Below are 20,296 nucleotides of genomic sequence, written 5' to 3'. Positions count from 1 at the left end.
TATTAGGCATAGACGTTAGTGTTGATAAACAGTTAAACAAAGAAGCTATTGATTGGGGCATTCCATGAACGGCATGTCCAATAGAAGGTTGAGACATTCTTTTTAAAACTTTAAGAGGTGAACCTCTCATCTCTAGAAATATTTATATTCTGTTTGGATATAAAAAGAAACGTTATGGACACATATTGGAATATTATATGCTGATTGTAAAGTCATTGTTTTTAATGTGTAACATATAAATATATCCTTTAAAGAATATATCGTGATGCTAGAAAAAAATACTGGCTATGACATGTATGCGTACAGAGTTTTTATTTATTGAAGTTATCTGTTGAATATAGATAACTTCAATGACCTATGTATGACGATATACAAGTTATAAAGAGAATAATGATTTTTTATAAGACACAAAAAAGCCGCTTATTAATAAATAAGCGGCTCTTACAAGATATACTTAGAGTTGTTTTAGCATTAACTAACTTAAATGATTAAAGTTTGAAAATAATTAATAGCAGTCTAAAATAAGATATGGAAGACATCAAATTTAGTGTTTAAAATTTGCTTTTATCGTAGTCACGATACCTGATAAAGCATAAATAATACCGATCGCTAAAATACCAACAGGGATGTCATAAAGCACAATACTCATGACCAGCACACCAATGATAAGAACCACAAACGGTACTTTCTTTTTGTCAAATTCCTTAAAGCTGTAGTATTTAACATTACTGACCATCAGTAAACCGCAAATAACGACCCAAGCCGCGAACAAGAACATGACAAGTGTATCGTACTGTCCTATCCACTGATTATGGTCTATCGCTACCATCACAGCTGAGGTGACCAATATAGCCGCAAGTGGACTTGCTAAACCAACAAAGTATTTTTTGTCGACAGTACCAACCTGCACATTGAACCGTGCCAAGCGGAAAGCACCACAAGCCGTGAATACAAAGGCACAGCCAAGACCAATACGACCCAAGGGCTGTAGCGCAAAACTATAAATCAAGATGGCAGGTGCAACGCCAAAGGCTAGCATATCGGCTAAAGAATCATACTGCTCCCCAAACGGGCTTTGGGCATTGAGCATGCGGGCGACGCGACCATCTGCCCCATCAAGAATGGCAGATAAAAAGATGGCTAAAGAGGCTTTGTAAAATTCACCTTGCGTACTCGCCAAAATCGAGTAAAAGCCTGACAGTAATGACAACGTAGTGATCAAATTGGGCGCTAAATACACACCGCGACTGACCACACGTTTCCCTTCAGCAACTTCTGCCTCAATCACCTCAAAGGTCAAGCCATCGTAGCTGTCATTATCCGCTAAGCGGATATTAAACTCATGCTCATCAACAAAAGGTGGCTGGGTGGCTGCATTATCTTGCAGCAAACCATCGTTTTGAGGCGCATTGTTTGGTTGGCCGGTAGGTGGTTGCACGTTTGTCATCTTGATATCCTCATTGGCCGACATTGCTATTCATTGACCCCGTTATTTACTGACACCCTTATTTACTGGCGCTATTATTCGCCGACGAGCCAGCGCACATTGGTCGCACTATCAGGCGTTAAATCTGGGGCGTTGGCAACTTTTAGTACTGGCTGCAAGAAACGTAGAATTTCACGCGCATGGTTATCGAACTGCCATGGCGGATTGATAATCAGCATTCCTGTGCCGTTAAGACCCACGGCGATATCGTTAGGATAAATATTCAGCTCACAAACCAACTGACGTCTCATTTCAGTACGTTTTAGCTTTTTATAGAACAGCTCTACCGCTTCAATGTTTTTGATCGGGAACCATAATGCATATGTGCCTTGTGGCCACTTATTATAAGAGTGCACCAATAGGTCGATCAGGCGAGTAAAGTCTTTGTGTTCTTGCTCGTAAGGAGGGTCCAAAAATATGAGACCACGACGTTCTTGTGGTGGAATAACGGCACGAATACCTTCAAACGCATCACGATGATGAATGCCGATTGGCAATTTATGTAGCTGATAGTTAAGCGCATCGTACTCACTGGCTTTGGCTTCAAACGCTTCGCCGCGCACGCCTGCATCTGGATTTTTTTCGATATGATGCGCAATCCACCAAGGCGAACCCGGATAGACTTTTTTGTCATAAGTGAAACGGGCTTGCTTGATACCTTCTATATAGTCTTTGACAGCAGGCGGTGCTTTTTCGACATCGGCCTTTACTAAAGATTGGATACCACCTTTAGCTTCTCCTGTCTTGCGCGCCTCTTCACTAGCAAGTGAATACAATCCACGACCGCCATAAGCATCAAGCACATAAAAAGGTTTGTTTTTTTGCCCCAGCTGGTTGAGTAATTGTACCAATAAAATGTGTTTGACCACATCAGCAAAGTTACCAGCGTGGTAGGCGTGTTTATAGTTCATAAGTTCAAAAGTTTAAATAAGAAAAATTGCATCTATGGTAGCATAGGCAGAGTAAAAGATAACGATGGTTTTGGTAAAAAGGCATCGATTGGCTGTGTATTGTCAGCTAATTGAGTGTTTATTGATAACGGCGAGACGAAATGACGAAGATTACTAGCAATCTTGAGGTGACACAATTGGTTGTCGATCAGCCAATCGGTCAGGATAATCCGCCCATGCTGTTTGTCCCAAGTGAAGACTATAGCCATGAGCCGCCAACTCAACACGTCCTTCAAACATCTGACTTTGACGTTAATTGGGAAAACAAGCTAACAGATACGCAGTTTGATAAGTTTGTAGAGGATGGCTGGCTAATCATTGATGATGTCTTTGACAGTACTGCATTATTGGCGCTACAAGCGGAAAGTGGTTTTATTGACTATCGTGATGCAGAGCTGACTGCTGGCATTCGCCTCAGTGATATTCGTGGTGATAAAATCCGCTGGATCACGGAAAATTTCTTTGCTGGTTATTATTATTTGCAAAGTATCAATACACTTGCCGCTTTGTTCAATCGCAGTTTGTTTGCTGGTATTCGTCATAGTGAAGCGCATTATGCTTGCTATCCAGTTGGTTTTGGCTATCAATGGCACAGTGACAATCCGGCTGGTCGTGACGAACGTGTTATTTCGGCAGTGTTTTATCTCAATGATGAATGGGCATCAACTGACGGCGGCGCACTAGAAATCGTCGATACACATGGCATTCATCATAACGTCATGCCTGTCGCCAACAGATTGATCATATTTGCTAGCGATCTACAGCATCAAGTACAAATCGCTCATCGTCAACGCTACTCTATTGCGACTTGGATGCGCCGTGATGGCTTGGTACCGTTCGTTGAAGACAATATGTAAAGCCCTTAGAATGTAAAGCCCTTAGAAAATACGAAGCAGCGACTGGCTCTATCTTAGCGTTTAATATCAAATATTTATCATCTTAATTTATAATAAAAAAGGTTTATTCATGTCTGACTCCAATAAAGAAAACCCTACCCATCAGCAAGAAACTCTAGATTTAAGTATTGCGTTATTGGAACGACCTTCCGTCACCCCAGATGATGATGGCTGCCAAGATATGTTGTCAGAACGATTAGCGCAAGCGGGGTTTGACTGCGAGTTTATGTATTTTGGCGATAGAGATAAGACTGGCGAGCATGCTGAAGTCAAAAACTTATGGGCGCGCCGTGGTACAACCGATCCAGTTATTTGTTTCGCTGGGCATACGGATGTCGTGCCAACGGGCGATGAAAACAATTGGACTTATCCACCATTTACACCAACTATCGCTGACGGTTATCTATGGGCTCGCGGTGCTGCTGACATGAAAACAGGTATTGCCGCCTTTACTGTCGCAGCCGAGCGTTTCGTTGCTAATCATCCTAAGCATAACGGCTCTATTGCTTTCTTAATCACCTCAGATGAAGAAGGCCCATCAATTAACGGCACAGTCAAAGTCATTGAAACCTTAGAAGCACGTCAAGAAAAAATTACCTATTGCTTGGTTGGCGAGCCATCAAGCACCGATACGTTGGGCGATATTATCAAAAATGGTCGTCGTGGCTCATTGGGTGCGGTGCTAACTGTCACTGGTAAGCAAGGTCATGTCGCTTATCCGCATCTCGCGTCCAACCCTATCCATGCCGCTATGTCAGCATTAGCAGAACTGACAAACGCCACTTGGGATAACGGCAATGACTACTTCCCTGCGACGTCTCTACAAATTTCTAATATAAATAGTGGCACAGGCGCGACTAACGTCATTCCTGAGACACTTAAAGTCGTGTTCAACTTCCGCTTTTCAACGGAAACGACCGAAGATGAGTTAAAGGCGAAAACGCACGCCATTTTTGATAAGTATTTTACGGATAGCCAGATTTTAGAGAATAAGGCCAGTTATGATATCCATTGGAAATTGTCAGGTCAGCCATTTTTGACCCCAGAAGGTAAGCTAGTGTCTGCTTGCCAGCGTGCGATTAAAGCAGTGACCGATGTTGATACTACGTTATCTACGTCTGGCGGCACATCAGATGGACGCTTCATTGCGCCAACGGGTGCACAAGTGGTTGAGCTTGGCGTGCGTAATGCCACGATTCACCAAGTTGATGAAAAAGTCGAAGTTGATGATTTAGGAAAGCTTGCGCAGATTTATGAGGGGATTTTAGAAAATTTACTACTGGACTAATTGTAGTTATTTAAAGTAAAAAAGCGCCATCTGATTTAGATTGGCGCTTTTTTATTTATGATTTTGATAGGCATTAATTCAATAACTTAAGTTAATTACTAACTGATAGCTTTTATCAATGCACTTTCATGTTTTTTGCAGCCAATTTTAGATAAAAACTGTCTTTTGGCGGCTTATAACACGAATAGCTTTATTCAATACCAATATAAAGATCTATTTGCCCAAACTCTAGATTACCACCGATATACTGCTCAAAATCGACCTGATAAGTTCTAGTATGCTCACAGCTTGGATCGTTAAAGTAAGTCCAAGCATTCTCCCAAGCGTTCATCACTGTATTAGGCATTCGACCTTGTTCAGAGAATACCAAGTATTTCCCTGCAGGAATGCTGACCGTTACTAGATTACCAGCGCTTTGCTGCTCTTGCTCGCTGTCTACCTTCCAACTTGCCACGACATCAAAAGCGCCTACTAAATCATCGCTCTCATAGTTATGAAAAACACCATAAATGTCTTCACCTTCAGAAAGTTGCTTCACATGACTTTGGTAGAATTTTTGCCATAAACGACCCAATTTAGCAGTGTCATGGCTGATTTCAGCGTTATTAGTGGTACGAGCACTGATGCCTTTGCAAACTATCGCTTCGGATAGCTCTTTAATTTGTGAAGTCATGATAGCGCCTGTCCTGTATATTTAGTCGATTTTTTATTTGAAGTAGTACGTAGCTTATAGATAGTTGCTTATAGAGTACGTAGCTTATAGTTAGTAGCTTATAGTTAGTAGCAAAGTTACTCTAATCCGCTTCATCAATCCAGTTCATCTGAATGGCTTCTAAGATGCCTTCATTAGATTTTTGTGGATCATCATCAAAGCCTTCAAGCTCAGTCACCCAGCGATGCAAGTCAGTAAAGCGAATGTACTGTGGATCGGTCTCTGGGAATTTTTCATAAAGCTCGATAGCGATATCCAAGCTGTCTGTCCATTTTAGTTTTTGTGGGATCATAATGGTACCTTCTTTTTTAATTTTAAGAAAAAATGTTATCGCTTTAATAGCCCCCATCCTACCAAAATTCGTCTTATGATTATAGGCAAGTTCGTTAAGCTGTCTCTGTTGCTTCAGCTGGCTCAGCAGATTTGGTAGATTTAACTGCTACTTGGTGTTCATTCCACGTGGTAATCGTATTCGTCATCTGCTCGCCTGTCATATCCAATACCTTTGGTGTGCGCATACCATTATCGTCTGTAAAAACAAACTTAGTCATGCCGACGCCCATTAGCTGGTTTTTTACAAAGAAGCGATGCTCAAAATATACATATTTGTGATCCCATCCTGCGACTGCACTACTGAGCGTCATTTTGTCCAAAAACTTAATTTGCTTAAGATAAATCATCTCTTGCATGGCGATGACCCAGTTTAGGGGCTTAATGCCTTTTTGATGACAGTGCTTCATTACCCATCGCGTAATGTTTAGCTCAATAAAAGATAGGTAACGGTAGTTAGGTAGATGGTCGCGAAAACCCATATCATGTGGCAAGATTCGATAATGGCGAACTGTCGGTGCAGTCAATGTCTCTATACTGAGCGTCTCACTCACTGATTGCTGCTTAAGTTGTTGTTTTAGCAAACTAACCATAATAAAAAAACGTATCAACATATTCATAAATAACCTTCTTAACTCTTATTTTGTATAAACTTATTTGATGTAAACAATGATTGAATATAAGCGAGGCGTACCTTAACGCAAAAAAAGCCACCTCAGTGACTTTTTTATTTAAAAGCTTATATTTAGAAGTAAATATTTAACCGCTTACTCTAAAGATTAATGAGCGCCATTGATACTACGTACCATCTCTTCTACCATCTTTTTCGCATCGCCAAAAATCATCATGGTTTTGTCCATGTAGAACAAGCTATTATCAAGTCCTGCATAACCCGTACTCATCGAACGCTTGATAACCATCACTGTTTGCGCTTTACTGACTTCTAAGATTGGCATACCAAAGATTGGAGAAGTCGGATCATCTTTTGCAGATGGGTTGACCACATCGTTGGCACCGATGACCAAGACCACATCCGTACTAGCGAAGTCTGAGTTAATCTCATCCATCTCAAGAATGTCATCGTAAGGCACATCCGCTTCAGCCAATAGGACGTTCATGTGTCCAGGCATACGACCAGCAACTGGATGAATGGCAAAACGAACATTAACGCCTTCTTCTTTTAACAGCTCATACAGCTCTTTTACTGCATTCTGCGCGCGACCTTGCGCCATACCATAACCCGGTACGATCACAACGTTGCTGGCATTAGCCATCAAGAAGCCAGCATCTTCTGCTGAACCAGCCTTGTAGTTCTTTGGCGCGCCATCGTCTCCGCCTGCTGCCACAGCTGACGTGCCCATACCACCGAACAATACGTTGAGTAATGAGCGGTTCATGGCTTTACACATGATATAAGACAGAATCGCACCTGATGAGCCGACCAGCGAACCTGCGATAATAAGCATTGAGTTGCCGAGGGTAAAACCAATACCCGCTGCTGCCCAACCTGAGAATGAGTTCAATAGTGATACAACCACTGGCATATCGCCGCCACCGATTGGTGCAATCCACATCCAACCAAAGATGACCGCAATCACTGCCATTGCATAAAAGGCAGGTAATGAATCAGTGACGAAATACATGCCACCAAACCCGATCATCGCAATGAACAGTAGCGCTTGGACAGGTTTGACCCATCCTCCGACCAATGTTTTGGCCCAGCTCTTCGCCGCCAATTTACCGAAAGCAAATACTGACGCTGAAAAAGTAATCGCACCAATAAAGCAACCGATGAACAATTCGACACGAGCAACCGCGCCATGCTGCTGCTCAGTATGCAATACGGTTGCCAAGGCAATCGCAACTGCTGCCAAACCGACGAAAGAATGCATCAAGGCAACAGTTTCTGGCATTTGGGTCATCGCGACCGTTTTTGCCTTCCACATACCGACGACCGCACCCAATACCATGGCACCAATAATCAACCAAAGAACAGGGCCTTCTGCTAAGAAGAAAGTGGTCACAACAGCAATCGCCATCGCCGCCATACCAAAGCGGTTGCCGCGAATAGCCGTTTTTGGACTAGATAAACCACGTAGGGTTAAAACGAAAAGAATAGCGCCGACTAGGTAAAACCAATCTGCATTTGCCGCAATCATTGTTGAAAAATCATTCATGCGTTGCCTCCATTTTCAGTCGTCCCAGTTTCAAGAGCGGGTGCTTTTTTCACTTTGGGTTTAAACATCGCAAGCATACGCTCAGTCACGGCAAAACCACCAAAGATGTTGACACTGGCTAGAAATACCGCAAAGGCACCCAGCAAGCTGGTTGGTGTAAATATAGAGCCATCAATCGTGACGGTCTGTAGCATCGCACCAACAATGACAATACTTGATAAAGCATTGGTCACAGCCATCAGTGGCGTGTGCAATGCAGGCGTGACGCCCCAAACGACGTAGTATCCAACAAAAATAGCGAGCACAAATACAGTGAAAATCGCTACAAATGGTGTACTACTCATGGCGGCACCGGCTGGCGCGGCAGCTAAAATAGTGGCAATCATCTTATCCTCCTAAAAATTTATTCGTTACTGGCAAATGTATGGTGACAACGTTAGTAGTGACAATGTTGTGATGACAGGCTGTCAAAACTTAGCCAGTCAAACTAGCGTTTGGCCAGTCGTACCTGACTGTCATGTGTCACCGCCAGTGCGCCCTGAATCTCGTCTTCCATGTCTAAGTTAAGTACCAAGTTAGCTGATGTGTCACTTGCTGAAGCGTCATCGCCAGCAGGCGCAATTAAGGTCGTGATAAAGTTAACCAAGTTATTGGCATACAAATCTGAAGACTGCGCCGCTAGCATCGATGGAATATTGGCGGCACCAACGATACGCACGCCATTGTCCGTAGTGATGGTTTCGTTAGGCACACTGCCTTCTACGTTGCCGCCCGTTCCAGCAGCCATATCGATCAGCACTGAGCCTGCCTTCATCTTGACAAGTGTTGCTCCATGTACCAAGCGCGGAGCATTACGACCAGGAATCTGCGCTGTCGTAATCACGATATCGGCATTGCTTAACGCTTTGTCTACCACAGCGGCTTGGTCTTTGATATATTGTGCTGATGGTGTCCACGCATAGCCGCCTGTCGCTTTGGCTTTTTGCGCTTCTTCTTCACTCATCGGTACATCAAGCCATTTACCGCCTAGGGATTCAACTTGCTCTTTAGCAGCAGGACGTAGATCACTGGCTTCTACCACTGCGCCTAAACGCTTTGCCGTCGCAATGGCCTGCAAACCTGCAACCCCAACCCCTAAGATGACCACTTTGGCAGGCTTAACTGTACCCGCTGAGGTCATGAACATTGGAAAAGGACGCGAGTATTCATTGGCTGCCAGTAATACCGCTTTATAGCCGGCAAGGTTGGCTTGTGATGACAAGACATCCATATTCTGTGCGCGTGACAATGTGCGCGGCAATAACTCCATCGCAAAAGCAGTAGCGCCTTTGGCAGCATAAGCATCTAGCTGTGTATTACGATACGGATCGAGCATACCAACGACGATTTGACCCGTGGTCAAATGTTCTATCGCCGCAGCAGATAAGTCATTGACCGTGGTAATAATTCGAGACTGTGTAATGACCTCGGCGCTACTACTGGCAATCTCGGCACCGGCAGCTTGATACATCTCATCAGCATAATATGCTGCTTGACCTGCACCTGACTGTATGACGACTTCAAACCCAAGCTTACGCAATTTTTTGACTGCGTCTGGGGTTATCGCTACGCGACTTTCGCTCGCGATATCTGCACTGATTACACCGATTTTCATACCGTCTCCTTACTTACGTCTTAATGACTACTTTTAATACCCTCAACGCACATTGAAAAAGCACAGGGGACAAAAAAACCTTTGGTCACTACTGGTTTAACATTAACGACCAAAGATTATCAATTTAATAAATGATAGCTGGTTTGCCATCATGCCTTTTTATTATAGAGATATCATCGGCTAACTTTCATTGACTAATGATGACCCACAAGTAAAATAAAAAGTTAGGCATTTACACCATCTGTATAACTTTTATTGTTATATTAAAAATTTTTATTTTTCAACTAACTTGTCAGCCCTTATGGTACGTAGCCTAAGAGAACCAGTAACGACCTGTGACATAATTATAAACTACCAGTATACTGTTAAAAAATACAAAACCGCGACGAGTAAGTCAAGTTAAACCTGTGTATATCGTATAATGAGAAAGCTTGACACCTCAATAGGTCGGTCATTGATTCACTATAATAAGGAATAACGATGTATTTTGTACTCTCCCCTGCCAAATCTTTGAATGAAAAAGATGCTATGCCAGTCAATTTAGGCAACTACTATAGTCAGCCTGAGCTGATTGAGCACTCACAAGCACTGATGAAAATCCTGAAGTCGAAAGAGCCGATTGATTTGCAAGAGCTGATGAGCATCTCTGATGATTTGGCACAGCTGAATGCACAGCGTAATCAGGACTGGTCTTGGAGTGCTAATACTCACTTTACGGACAGTAATGCTAAACCTGCAGGTTATTTGTTTGATGGAGATGTTTATACAGGTCTTGATATGTATCACATGGACAAAGACACCGCCATTTACGTCAATGAACATTTGGGTATCTTGTCCGGTCTTTATGGCGTACTAAAACCATTGGATTTAATTCAGCCGTATCGCTTAGAGATGGGCACCAAGCTGAAAAATGAGCGCGGTGTTAACCTCTATGAGTTTTGGGGCGAAGACGTGACTGACACTATCAACACACGTATGGCCGATAGCGATGACAAAGTATTGATTAACCTAGCCTCTAATGAGTACTTTAAGTCTGTGAAGAAAAAGGCGTTGAATGCAGAAATTATCACGCCGCGATTTGAAGATGAAAAGAATGGCCAATATAAAGTCATTAGCTTCTATGCCAAAAAAGCGCGTGGACTAATGGTGAAATATGCGGCAGATAATAAGCTGACCAATGCTGAACAGCTAAAGCAATTTGATTTGGCTGGATACTACTATTGTGAAGATGCTTCTGATGATAAGACGTGGACGTTTAGACGGGATGAGGCGAATCAGTAGCAGTAATACCTTCAATCAACCTCTGCCTGTGATTAATCTCTAATTGTAAGACCCTAATAAATATAAAGTCTATTAGGGTCTTATTTTATGTATATAGAGTAAGTGACTCATAAAGTATGGCTTTTAAAATTGTTGATGAGAGAACGAATAAATTATAGAGAAATCTCAACCTCTATCTTAATTGGTCTTTTTAGATGAATAGTCACTTTAATATTAATAGACGCTGCTTCTGGCGGCTCATTATCTAAAGCGCCATTGACGATATGTGCTATTTTCATCGCCTCTATTTCTTTGATCTCAAAGCCGCTCGCTTTGGCATTTTTCATAACCTTTTCGTAAATCTCCTTTTCATTGGTATTGCGTTCTTTGTTATTAAACGACAGCTGCATCACTTGTGGCCGTTCAACCCGAGACATGCTCATCGCTTTTTGAGACGTTTGCATACTATTCTGAAATTTATATTCAGCTGAACTAGGAACAGAAAATAGAGCTAACGCTGATACTGCCATCACAATCGATAGTATTTTCATCTGTTAATTCCTTCTGGTTTGATTGGTTGCTTGTGACTCATAGCGAATATATTCGCTATAACAACTATATCTTAATAATCAGTTAATTGAAAATTTAAATTGATATTAGAAATATTAATCACATTTGATATCAAAAACCCCAGTAAGCTCAGCTCGCTGGGGTTTTTCTGTGTGACGCTAACTCTTATATTAAACGCAAAAAAAGCCCTGCTATCTTTCGATAACAGGGCTTTTATGATTAAACAGACTTTGTGACGTTGGTAATATTTCTAGCGAAAAGCGATTTGTCGAGGAAGACTAGCGAAAATAGTACCTATTGTACATTTTGTATATTAAGCGCATCTGACGAAGAAAAATCGCTTTGCAGCAGAAGTAAAATTACATCATGCCGCCCATTCCACCCATACCGCCCATTCCACCGCCAGCACCCATGCCAGCCATACCGTCATCGCCTTGTGGCAAATCAGTAATCATAACTTCAGTGGTTAGCATTAGACCGGCAACAGATGCTGCGTTCTCTAGCGCTGAACGAGCTACTTTAGCTGGATCAAGGATACCCATCTCTAGCATATCGCCATATTCGCCAGAAGCTGCGTTGTAACCGTAGTTACCGCTACCGCTCTTCACTTCGTTGACTACCACTGAGGCTTCTTCGCCAGAGTTGGTCACGATTTGACGTAATGGTGCTTCCATCGCGCGACGTAAGATATTGATACCAGCATTTTGGTCGTCATTATCACCACGTAGCTCAGACAATGCATTCATTGCACGAACTAGAGCAACACCGCCACCAGGGACAACGCCTTCTTCAACCGCTGCACGAGTGGCATGTAACGCATCATCAACGCGATCTTTCTTCTCTTTCATTTCAGTTTCAGTCGCAGCGCCAACTTTGATAACGGCAACGCCGCCAGCCAGTTTAGCCATACGCTCTTGAAGCTTTTCTTTGTCATAGTCAGACGTTGATTCTTCAACTTGACGTTTAATAGACTCAACACGGTTTTCGATATCTGCTTTGTTACCAGCGCCATCGACGATAACGGTGTTTTCTTTACCGACAGTGACTTTCTTAGCGGTACCAAGTTGCTCTAGAGTCGCAGTCTCAAGGCTCAGACCAATCTCTTCAGAGATAACCGTACCGCCAGTTAGCGTTGCGATATCTTCTAGCATCGCTTTACGACGATCGCCAAAACCTGGTGCTTTAACGGCACAAGTTTTTAAGCCGCCACGCATGTTGTTCACAACTAGAGTTGCCAATGCTTCATTTTCTACGTCTTCAGCGATGATTAGCAATGGCTTGCTCTGCTGCATGACTTGCTCAAGTAATGGCACAATCTCACGGATGTTGCTGATTTTTTTGTCGACTAGCAAGATATATGGGTTTTCAAACTCAGCAGTTAAGCTGTCTTGCTTGTTCGCAAAGTACGGGCTGATATAACCACGGTCAAACTGCATACCTTCGACAACTTCTAAGGTATCTTCAAAGCTTGAACCTTCTTCAACAGTGATAACGCCTTGCTTACCGACTTTTTCCATCGCTTGCGCAATCAATTCACCAATTTTGGTGTCTGAGTTGGCAGAGATAGAACCAACTTGGGCAATCGCTTTTGAATCGTCAGCTGGAGTAGATAGCAAATGGATTTGCTCAACAGCCGCACGTACCGCTTTATCAATACCGCGTTTTAGATCCATTGGGTTCATGCCAGCGGCAACTGATTTCATGCCTTCTTGCAAGATTGACTGAGCCAATACCGTTGCAGTAGTCGTACCATCACCAGCAACATCGTTGGTACGGCTAGCGACTTCACGGACCAATTGAGCGCCCATGTTTTCGAATTTGTTTTCAAGCTCGATTTCTTTAGCAACTGAAACACCATCTTTAGTGATAGTAGGTGCGCCAAACGACTTATCGATTACCACGTTACGACCTTTAGGGCCTAGTGTGACTCGTACTGCGTTTGCTAGAACGTTTACGCCGTCCATCATTTGTTTACGGGCATCTATGCCGAATTTTACGTCTTTTGCCATGTTAAATTACTCCACTATTATAAGTATGAGAATGCAATTAAATGTTTCAATGATATTGTCAAAAATGCGCTGAGTATAAATTAATACTCAAAAGGACTAGCCTTCTAGCACACCCAATACGTCAGATTCTTTCATGATAAGTAGTTCTTCGCCGTCAACCTTGACAGTTTGACCAGCATATTGACCGAACAAAACTTTGTCGCCAGCTTTTACATCTAACGCGCGAGTTTCACCGTTGTCACGAATCTGACCGTTACCAGTTGCTAGCACTTCACCTTGTGAAGGCTTTTCTTGAGCAGAACCAGGAAGCAAGATACCACCAGCCGTTTTTGTTTCTTCTTCTATGCGGCGGACAACAATACGATCATGTAAAGGACGAATATTCATCAATATGTCTCCAATAATTTAGTTATTTACAATAAGGGTTTATTTGAATTAATGGTCTCAATACCAATATCTATAAGCATTACCGCTTAAAAGCAGCATTCTAAAGATAAGCTTTGAGCTTGTATCAAAAAGTGGGGGCAAGATGGGCTAGCTTCAAGTGTAAACGCCAAAAATTTACAAGATTATTCTAGGGTCTGTTGAACATTCAAATATTAGGACTGCTGATCGCTAAAATCATCCCAAACTAGGCGTAAACCAACGATAATATCGAGACCTTAGCTAGGTTTACAACAACATTTGGGGTGGTTTTAGCTTCAGCCTTTCAGGGCAGGGCTATTTTTTGCCAATACATGGCGAAATTGTCTACCCTAGAATGACTAGGCGTCAAAAATTTCACTGCGTATTGTCTAAAAAATAGCCACTGCCAGTTCCACATTTCAATGTTCAACAGACCCTAATGATAATTCGGTATTCAGTGTTTTCTATCATTTAATAGTATTTGGCAAATACCATGTACTAACTTTGGAAAAATGAGAAGTGAATATATTGAGGAATGTTGGCTGGATAAAAGGCTGCTAAATCGCGGTACTTAATATAAAACCTATGTTTTATTTGTCTCTTATTTCTGACTTTACAGCAAGTTACCTCTAACCGTTGTATTAAGCTTTATAGCAACATTTGCTACAAGCACTACACGTGCCAGTCTGCTGTTGCTCTTGAAAATGTAACAGAGTATGACCATTATAGGGGCTAGAAATATAAGCTATCAACATAATAAGAACTATCGATAAAAGCTGCTATATCAGCATCATATTAACTAAGGAACATCCATGAGTTTTTTATCAAAAAATAAAAAGTCATCAATAGCCGATTCTAACAACACCACACGTAGCAAGTCCAAACTCTTAACTGCCTTGACCTCGGGCGCTAGTATTGCTGCTATCGGAGCTTTAAGTATGACCGCACCTACCCTTGCCAGCGCAAAAACCATTCAACCATCGAACGCCAATTATAGCTTTACCGTTGAAGACAAATATAAAGGCACGGCTACCCGTACGCTCAACAAATCGGGCAATACATGGAAGTACAATGTCAATGCACGGGTGGCTGGCGTCGCAAGTGCGGCACAAAATAGTACGTTTACCATCAATGGTAACAATGTGATCCCAACTCAGGCCAGTACCACCTATAAGCTCCTAGGTATTGGACGTACACATAAATTAGACTTTAACCCAAGTAGCAAAAAGGTCACCAGTAACTATAGAGGTAAAACCTCAACCATGAGTATGGCGCAGCAAGCCTTTGATGATTTGAGCCTTGAGGTGCAAATTCGCCAAGATTTACTGAACGGTAAATTCTCAGGTAATTACTATATGGCGAAGAAAGATAAAATTGAGAAAACACCCTTTAAAAAATCTGGCAATACCAAAATCACTGTGCCAGCTGGTACCTTTGATACCGTGCGTGTCGATCGTATCCATGATGACAATAGCCGCTCTACCAGTTTTTGGTTAGCGCCAAGCTTAGATTATTTACCGGTAAAAGTAAGTCAGATTAACGATGGCAAAAAGATGGACTTAGAATTAACCAAAGTCAATTAAGGCTTTTATCACACCAGTAAAAAGACGAAAAAAAGCGGCGCTCTAATGTAGAGCGCCGCTTTTTTATGCTGGTAAATCAAGAATGAACGACTAGCGAGAACGAGGCTGCTTAACGACATTATTCATCGATGGCAGACGCTTTAGTAAAATAAACAACCAAACATTGATTGCAAATAGTAAGACAAAATCAAGCAAATAGACCAGAATTTCAATCACGCTGCTGCCATAAAAACGAGTAAACAGCACGACCCCACTAGCCCCTAAGTATACTAAGGTCAGCATACTGCCAATCAATAACATATAGGGAGAGCGGCCGCGTAATATTACTGGTGTCAAGATAAAAGCCGGAATCAACCACAGCGTTTGCCAAGCAATGCCACCAATGATATCAGGGCTAGTCGGATTAAAAACACTAATCATAATCGGCAAGGCCAGTAACCGGTATGCCATCCAAACCAACCACGTGAGCAGCAAGCGTTGACGCATCGGTGCAGTAGGTTTGCCAGCATCAGCAGCATTCTCTATTGGGGCATTAGCCTCGTTATCAGAACGGTTAATAGCCATTAGAAGTATCTTTTCCTTATAAGCAATATATCAGTGCGGCTTAGCGACCAAAGTTAGCCTGTGCTAAAGCCGTCGCCGTAATGGCAAGTCTACGACCTTGCGCAATTGCCAATTCACGCTCATCAGCAGATACCGGTTGATCATGCAACGCGCCGCTAACATGACTCACACCATAAGGCGTACCACCACGATTGGTACGATTGAGGGCGGGTTCTGCATACGGTATACCCACGATCATCATACCATGATGCATCAACGGTAACATCATGGTCAGCAGTGTCGTCTCTTGACCACCGTGCATCGAGCCGGTCGCTGTAAATACCGAAGCTGGTTTGTTTTGTAGATTGCCTGCCAGCCAAAGGGTGACCGTATTGTCCCAAAAGTATTTCATGGGCGCGGCCATATTGCCAAAGTGCGTCGGACTACCCAGCGCCAGACCGCTGCAATCTTTGAGATCATCCATCGTGCAATACAAATCACCGTCGTCCGGTATCGCAGGCTTGCTTGCCGTGGTTTCGGGTGCAACGGTAGGCACAGTACGGATACGTGCGGTCATGCCAGCATCCTCAATCCCTTGTGCAATCGCATATGCTAATGTCTTAGTCGTACCATAACTCGAATAATAAAGCACCAAAACATAAGGGGTGGTCTGACTCATTAGCAAAACTTCCTCATAAAATCATCGACGTTATTGTCTTTAGCAGTATTCGCAGTGTACCAGCGTTTTACGCTGCCATTAGGCTGTCAGTTTTTGCGCAGCCACTTCTATGCCCATGTATCGTGCAGGATTAAACACCAGAATATATGTGCACATTATGCCCCAGTCATTGACTGACATGCAAACAAACGCTGCTTGACATTGTAGCGAGCCAAACCCGTTAACGGTTGCCGCTGTGCATTTTGACACAATTATTTGGCAGATGCGGATAGTACATTTTTGTTACACTATTGTCACTCTTATCGCTGCTAAATGGTCGACATGGAAAACTTATTAAAAAAAATCCCATTTTTACACCAACGCTGGTTTCAGTTCTTACGATTTTTGATTCGGCATTTTTTTGAAGACAACTGCCAACAAAAAGCGGCGTCACTTACCTATACGACCATGCTATCTATTGTACCGATATTAACGGTGCTACTAATGATTTTATCCTCAGTACCAGCATTGGCTTCGGTCAGAGCACAGATTTATGAGGTGATTTATAGCAACTTGCTGCCACAATCAAGCATGCAGGTCAGCGAGTATATCAATAGCTTTGCGGAAAAATCATCAAACCTCACCATCATTGGTGCGATGGTGTTGTTTTTTACGACCATCATGACTTTGACGACCATTGAGCGCGCTTTTAACCAAATCTGGCGCGTAGAAAATCGTTCAGGTGGCATCAAAAGCATGCTGCGCTATTGGACCATCGTTACCCTAGGACCGCTGGTTTTGGGTACGGCATTTATCGCATCGAGTACCGTCCAAAGCCTGAGTTTTTTAAACCGTCAAATTGCGGGTTATGGCATTGATTGGTCTTTTTGGGTACAAGCCGTTTCAATTGGCATCACCATCGCTGGTTTTATCGGGATGTATTGGTTTATCCCAAAAGCTCGCGTGCCAGCAAAAAACGCTGCGATTGCTGGTATCTTTGTTGCCATCGTCTTTGAGTTGATGAAGCATCTTTTTGGTACTGTGATGGCAAACTTTACCAGTTACGAGGCGATTTATGGTGCTTTTGCCGCGCTACCTATCTTTTTATTATGGATATATTTGTCTTGGAATTTAATTTTATTAGGGGTTGAGATTAGTTATACCTTGACGATTTTTGAAACTAAGGAAGTCTACCCACGCCATCCGCTGCTTAGCTTGTTAGACATGCTAAATCTCGTGTATACCCATCACTTAGAGGGTGAAGCGGTTAGCGAGCAAGCACTACGTAATGTGCTGGGCCGCAAAGAGTTACCAAAGTGGTATACCTATATTAACTATCTGCAAGATAGCAATCTCATTACCATGACCGAAGACGATGACTATGTGCTCAAAAAAGACTTGCGCAACATGACGTTATGGGACTTTTATCGTACATTGCCTTATCCGTTACCTATCAAGGATGAGCTGGACGAGATGAATCAAGAAGATCAGAAACCTTGGCTAAGCTTATTGGTTACTCGATTTGAGAATACTGAGGCGTTTGCCAAAGCACAGCTAAACTTACCATTGGGCACTATCTTCACAAACAGCGAGCCTCGCAAAAAATCAGCAAATGACGAAGCAAGCTCTCATCCGCATAAGAGGGACAAACTGTTTAGAAAAACGATGACTACCCCAACTCAGCAATTAGCCAAAGATACTTCAGATGTTCATAATGATGTCCCGCATTTTGACCCTGTGGCGTATGATAAAGACAGCGATGTAGACTGCGACAATCATGACCATGAAATTGTTATTCCTAAAGACACTGGCGAACAACCAGTAAAAACCGATGCTGGTAGACGCGAAGGTAAAAACACTATCATTACTGAAGCAGACAATCCAAAAGCAATATGAGTAACATCAGTAATTGAGCGGTAAGAGTACGGTTAGCGAGGGAACCCACTCCGGTTGGATGTCATGCTTGCCGTAATTTCTTATATTGAACTGATGATGAATTTTAACCAACCAAGCCATATAACTGTCAAATAACTATTATTTTGGATACCTCAATACCTATGGCAGCCAATGACCATGCTAAAAACAGCCTCTTTACCCGCGCTGTCAATACAGGACAAAACGGATTAAAAAATCTCGCACAGTTATGGTCGCTAAAGACGCTAACCGACTTGCCTGATCGCTTTAGAAACCTTTGGGAGCATTTGATTGGCTCTTATTGGTTTATCCCGACTGCTTGTGTACTCGTGGGTATAATACTCGCGCCTATCTTAGTCACGATTGATGAGCACTTTGACCGTGAAACCGTCAGGGAGCTAAGTTTTGCCTTTACGGGCGATGATGATGCGGCACGCGCAATTATGACCGCGATTGCAGGGGCGGTACTTGGCGTCGCAGGCACCACGTTTTCGATAACTATTGCCGTACTATCGATGGCCTCCTCGCAATTTGGGCCGCGATTGTTACGTAATTTTTTGACAGATACGCCAAACCAATTTGTCCTTGGTGCGTTTATCGGTACCTTTAGTTATAGTTTATTGGTCTTAAAGTCGATTCATAAGTATGACGTTGCGTTTGGTGTGCCGCAATTAGCAGTAACCTTTGCCATTATCATGGCGATTATCTGTGCCTTGTTATTGGTATATTTTGTCCAACATATGGTACATGCCATTCAAGCATCGCATGTCATTCAAAATGCCAGCAACGATGCGATTAAAAGTATTTATCATTGGTATAGTGACCAGTGTGATATCACACATCAGCGTGATGTTGAAGACAATGACGTTGAGCAGTTTTACGCTTGGCCGAAGACGACTATCTATTCGCCAAGCTGTGGTTACTTACAACAAATTTATCTAGAATCGTTGATCACATTGACACAAGACTACGGTGGCGTGGTGCAACTCCATGCCAATTTGGGCGATTTTGCCACTGACAAAAACGTTATTGGCTATTTTTATCAACGCCCAGCTGATCATCCAAACAACCTAAAAAGGACGAAGACAGCACACTTGGCTGTTATTCCGCGTACACCCGATGGCATGTTTTGGCAGCGCTTTGCCACCTGCATACGTATTGAGCAGCGCGTCACACACTCTAATGATATCGCTTATAGTCTAGGACAAATGACCGAGATAGCCGTGCGTGCCCTGTCTCCTGGTATCAATGATCCCAAAACGGCGGTCAATTGTGTACAGTCACTGACCACTTGCTTGAGTATTATCATGCGTCGTCAACCACCAAGTCCTTATCACTTTTATACGCCACCAACGCAAAACGACGACGCTGATACTGGCAGTGAGCAACGATTTACAATGCTAGCTGTCGTCACTCATACACCAAGAATATCAGACTTTATTGATACTTCACTTGGTGAGATACGCCGTTACGCGACTGCCGATTTGATGGTGCTAAAAGCCCTCTGTCAGGCAATGGTCGATCTGAACTACGCTCGAGTAAATACAGCACAACAGCAAACCCTGCTGCACGAGCTGAAATTGGTCGCGCGCGCAGGCGAGGAAAATCTGAGCTATATCGAATTAATCGATGATCTAAAAGCCATGTGCCAACAGGCAAAGCAATTTATCCTTGACGACGACGCTGCCCATCAATATTTTGCATATGTTGGTGAGTTTGCTGCCCAAATTGATAAAGCGCTACAGACAGAATCAAGCTAATGATCTGAGTTATTGGCACATCGAATGCCAGCAGATAAGAACGAACACTCTATTTACGCAACACTCATAAGCTTTTAGCTTAGAGATATCTTTACATTCAC

General features: G+C 42.8%; 19 protein-coding genes. 6 read left to right on the top strand and 13 right to left on the bottom strand.

The window, feature by feature from the left end; genetic code table 11:
- Positions 1 to 544: 544 nt before the first annotated feature.
- Both pssA and ACMFL8_RS03490 read right to left on the bottom strand, forming a co-directional pair.
- Positions 545 to 1,447 (bottom strand): CDP-diacylglycerol--serine O-phosphatidyltransferase, encoded by a 903-nt coding sequence (gene pssA / locus ACMFL8_RS03495; protein ID WP_227676214.1) that lies wholly within the window; start codon positions 1,445 to 1,447, stop codon positions 545 to 547.
- A 74-nt stretch (positions 1,448 to 1,521) separates the two neighbouring features.
- On the bottom strand, positions 1,522 to 2,397 hold the full coding sequence (locus ACMFL8_RS03490) for a 23S rRNA (adenine(2030)-N(6))-methyltransferase RlmJ (RefSeq protein WP_010196880.1): 876 nt from the start codon (positions 2,395 to 2,397) through the stop codon (positions 1,522 to 1,524).
- A 140-nt stretch (positions 2,398 to 2,537) separates the two neighbouring features.
- Here ACMFL8_RS03490 and ACMFL8_RS03485 point away from each other — a divergent pair, with 140 nt between their 5' ends.
- Positions 2,538 to 3,293 (top strand): 2OG-Fe(II) oxygenase, encoded by a 756-nt coding sequence (locus tag ACMFL8_RS03485; protein ID WP_413190086.1) that lies wholly within the window; start codon positions 2,538 to 2,540, stop codon positions 3,291 to 3,293.
- 109 nt (positions 3,294 to 3,402) lie between these two features.
- Entirely contained in the window at positions 3,403 to 4,620 is a 1,218-nt protein-coding gene (gene dapE / locus ACMFL8_RS03480) for a succinyl-diaminopimelate desuccinylase (protein WP_413190085.1), read from the top strand.
- Between the two features lie 190 nt (positions 4,621 to 4,810).
- Here the strand turns inward: dapE and ACMFL8_RS03475 are convergent, their stop codons facing one another.
- From ACMFL8_RS03475 to ACMFL8_RS03450, 6 genes are all read right to left on the bottom strand, one after another.
- Complete coding sequence (locus ACMFL8_RS03475) at positions 4,811 to 5,293, bottom strand: GyrI-like domain-containing protein (protein ID WP_413190084.1); 483 nt, start codon at positions 5,291 to 5,293, stop codon at positions 4,811 to 4,813.
- 121 nt (positions 5,294 to 5,414) lie between these two features.
- Positions 5,415 to 5,624, bottom strand: coding sequence for a Fe-S cluster assembly protein IscX (gene iscX, locus ACMFL8_RS03470; protein ID WP_010196865.1), 210 nt, complete (start codon positions 5,622 to 5,624; stop codon positions 5,415 to 5,417).
- Positions 5,625 to 5,718: 94 nt separating this feature from the next.
- Positions 5,719 to 6,282, bottom strand: coding sequence for an acyl-CoA thioesterase (locus tag ACMFL8_RS03465; RefSeq protein ID WP_413190083.1), 564 nt, complete (start codon positions 6,280 to 6,282; stop codon positions 5,719 to 5,721).
- 159 nt (positions 6,283 to 6,441) lie between these two features.
- The gene (locus tag ACMFL8_RS03460) at positions 6,442 to 7,839 is read right to left on the bottom strand and encodes an NAD(P)(+) transhydrogenase (Re/Si-specific) subunit beta (protein WP_010196858.1); all 1,398 of its coding nucleotides are present in this window, start codon (positions 7,837 to 7,839) and stop codon (positions 6,442 to 6,444) included.
- A complete protein-coding gene (locus tag ACMFL8_RS03455; RefSeq protein ID WP_201574529.1) occupies positions 7,836 to 8,183 on the bottom strand; it encodes a proton-translocating transhydrogenase family protein in 348 nt (115 codons plus the stop codon). Before ACMFL8_RS03455 ends, ACMFL8_RS03460 begins: the two co-directional genes overlap by 4 nt.
- 143 nt (positions 8,184 to 8,326) lie before the next feature.
- A complete protein-coding gene (locus ACMFL8_RS03450) occupies positions 8,327 to 9,493 on the bottom strand; it encodes an NAD(P) transhydrogenase subunit alpha (RefSeq protein WP_413190082.1) in 1,167 nt (388 codons plus the stop codon).
- Positions 9,494 to 9,973: 480 nt separating this feature from the next.
- Here ACMFL8_RS03450 and yaaA point away from each other — a divergent pair, with 480 nt between their 5' ends.
- The gene (gene yaaA / locus ACMFL8_RS03445) at positions 9,974 to 10,774 is read left to right on the top strand and encodes a peroxide stress protein YaaA (protein WP_413190081.1); all 801 of its coding nucleotides are present in this window, start codon (positions 9,974 to 9,976) and stop codon (positions 10,772 to 10,774) included.
- 152 nt (positions 10,775 to 10,926) lie between these two features.
- Here the strand turns inward: yaaA and ACMFL8_RS03440 are convergent, their stop codons facing one another.
- The 3 genes from ACMFL8_RS03440 to ACMFL8_RS03430 form a co-directional block, all read right to left on the bottom strand.
- Entirely contained in the window at positions 10,927 to 11,304 is a 378-nt protein-coding gene (locus ACMFL8_RS03440) for a hypothetical protein (protein ID WP_413190080.1), read from the bottom strand.
- A 378-nt stretch (positions 11,305 to 11,682) separates the two neighbouring features.
- On the bottom strand, positions 11,683 to 13,332 hold the full coding sequence (gene groL, locus ACMFL8_RS03435) for a chaperonin GroEL (RefSeq protein ID WP_189586337.1): 1,650 nt from the start codon (positions 13,330 to 13,332) through the stop codon (positions 11,683 to 11,685).
- 96 nt (positions 13,333 to 13,428) lie between these two features.
- Positions 13,429 to 13,722 (bottom strand): co-chaperone GroES, encoded by a 294-nt coding sequence (locus tag ACMFL8_RS03430; protein ID WP_025652227.1) that lies wholly within the window; start codon positions 13,720 to 13,722, stop codon positions 13,429 to 13,431.
- Positions 13,723 to 14,549: 827 nt separating this feature from the next.
- Between ACMFL8_RS03430 and ACMFL8_RS03425 the strand changes: the two genes are divergently transcribed.
- Complete coding sequence (locus ACMFL8_RS03425; RefSeq protein ID WP_201593444.1) at positions 14,550 to 15,320, top strand: DUF3108 domain-containing protein; 771 nt, start codon at positions 14,550 to 14,552, stop codon at positions 15,318 to 15,320.
- Between the two features lie 90 nt (positions 15,321 to 15,410).
- Here ACMFL8_RS03425 and ACMFL8_RS03420 read toward each other — a convergent pair whose 3' ends face one another.
- On the bottom strand, positions 15,411 to 15,884 hold the full coding sequence (locus tag ACMFL8_RS03420; protein ID WP_413190079.1) for a hypothetical protein: 474 nt from the start codon (positions 15,882 to 15,884) through the stop codon (positions 15,411 to 15,413).
- Positions 15,885 to 15,924: 40 nt separating this feature from the next.
- Positions 15,925 to 16,542, bottom strand: a complete 618-nt coding sequence (gene wrbA, locus ACMFL8_RS03415) for an NAD(P)H:quinone oxidoreductase (RefSeq protein WP_201593442.1) — start codon at positions 16,540 to 16,542, stop codon at positions 15,925 to 15,927.
- A gap of 321 nt (positions 16,543 to 16,863) precedes the next feature.
- On the opposite strand from wrbA, the gene ACMFL8_RS03410 reads away from it, so the two are divergent.
- Positions 16,864 to 18,417, top strand: a complete 1,554-nt coding sequence (locus ACMFL8_RS03410; RefSeq protein ID WP_413190078.1) for a YihY/virulence factor BrkB family protein — start codon at positions 16,864 to 16,866, stop codon at positions 18,415 to 18,417.
- 161 nt (positions 18,418 to 18,578) lie between these two features.
- Complete coding sequence (locus ACMFL8_RS03405; protein WP_413190077.1) at positions 18,579 to 20,195, top strand: DUF2254 domain-containing protein; 1,617 nt, start codon at positions 18,579 to 18,581, stop codon at positions 20,193 to 20,195.
- Positions 20,196 to 20,296: the final 101 nt, after the last annotated feature.

Source organism: Psychrobacter sp. AT9 (assembly GCF_047272965.1).
GTDB classification, from domain to species: Bacteria; Pseudomonadota; Gammaproteobacteria; order Pseudomonadales; family Moraxellaceae; genus Psychrobacter; species Psychrobacter glaciei.
This window is presented reverse-complemented; position numbering and strand designations above follow the sequence as displayed.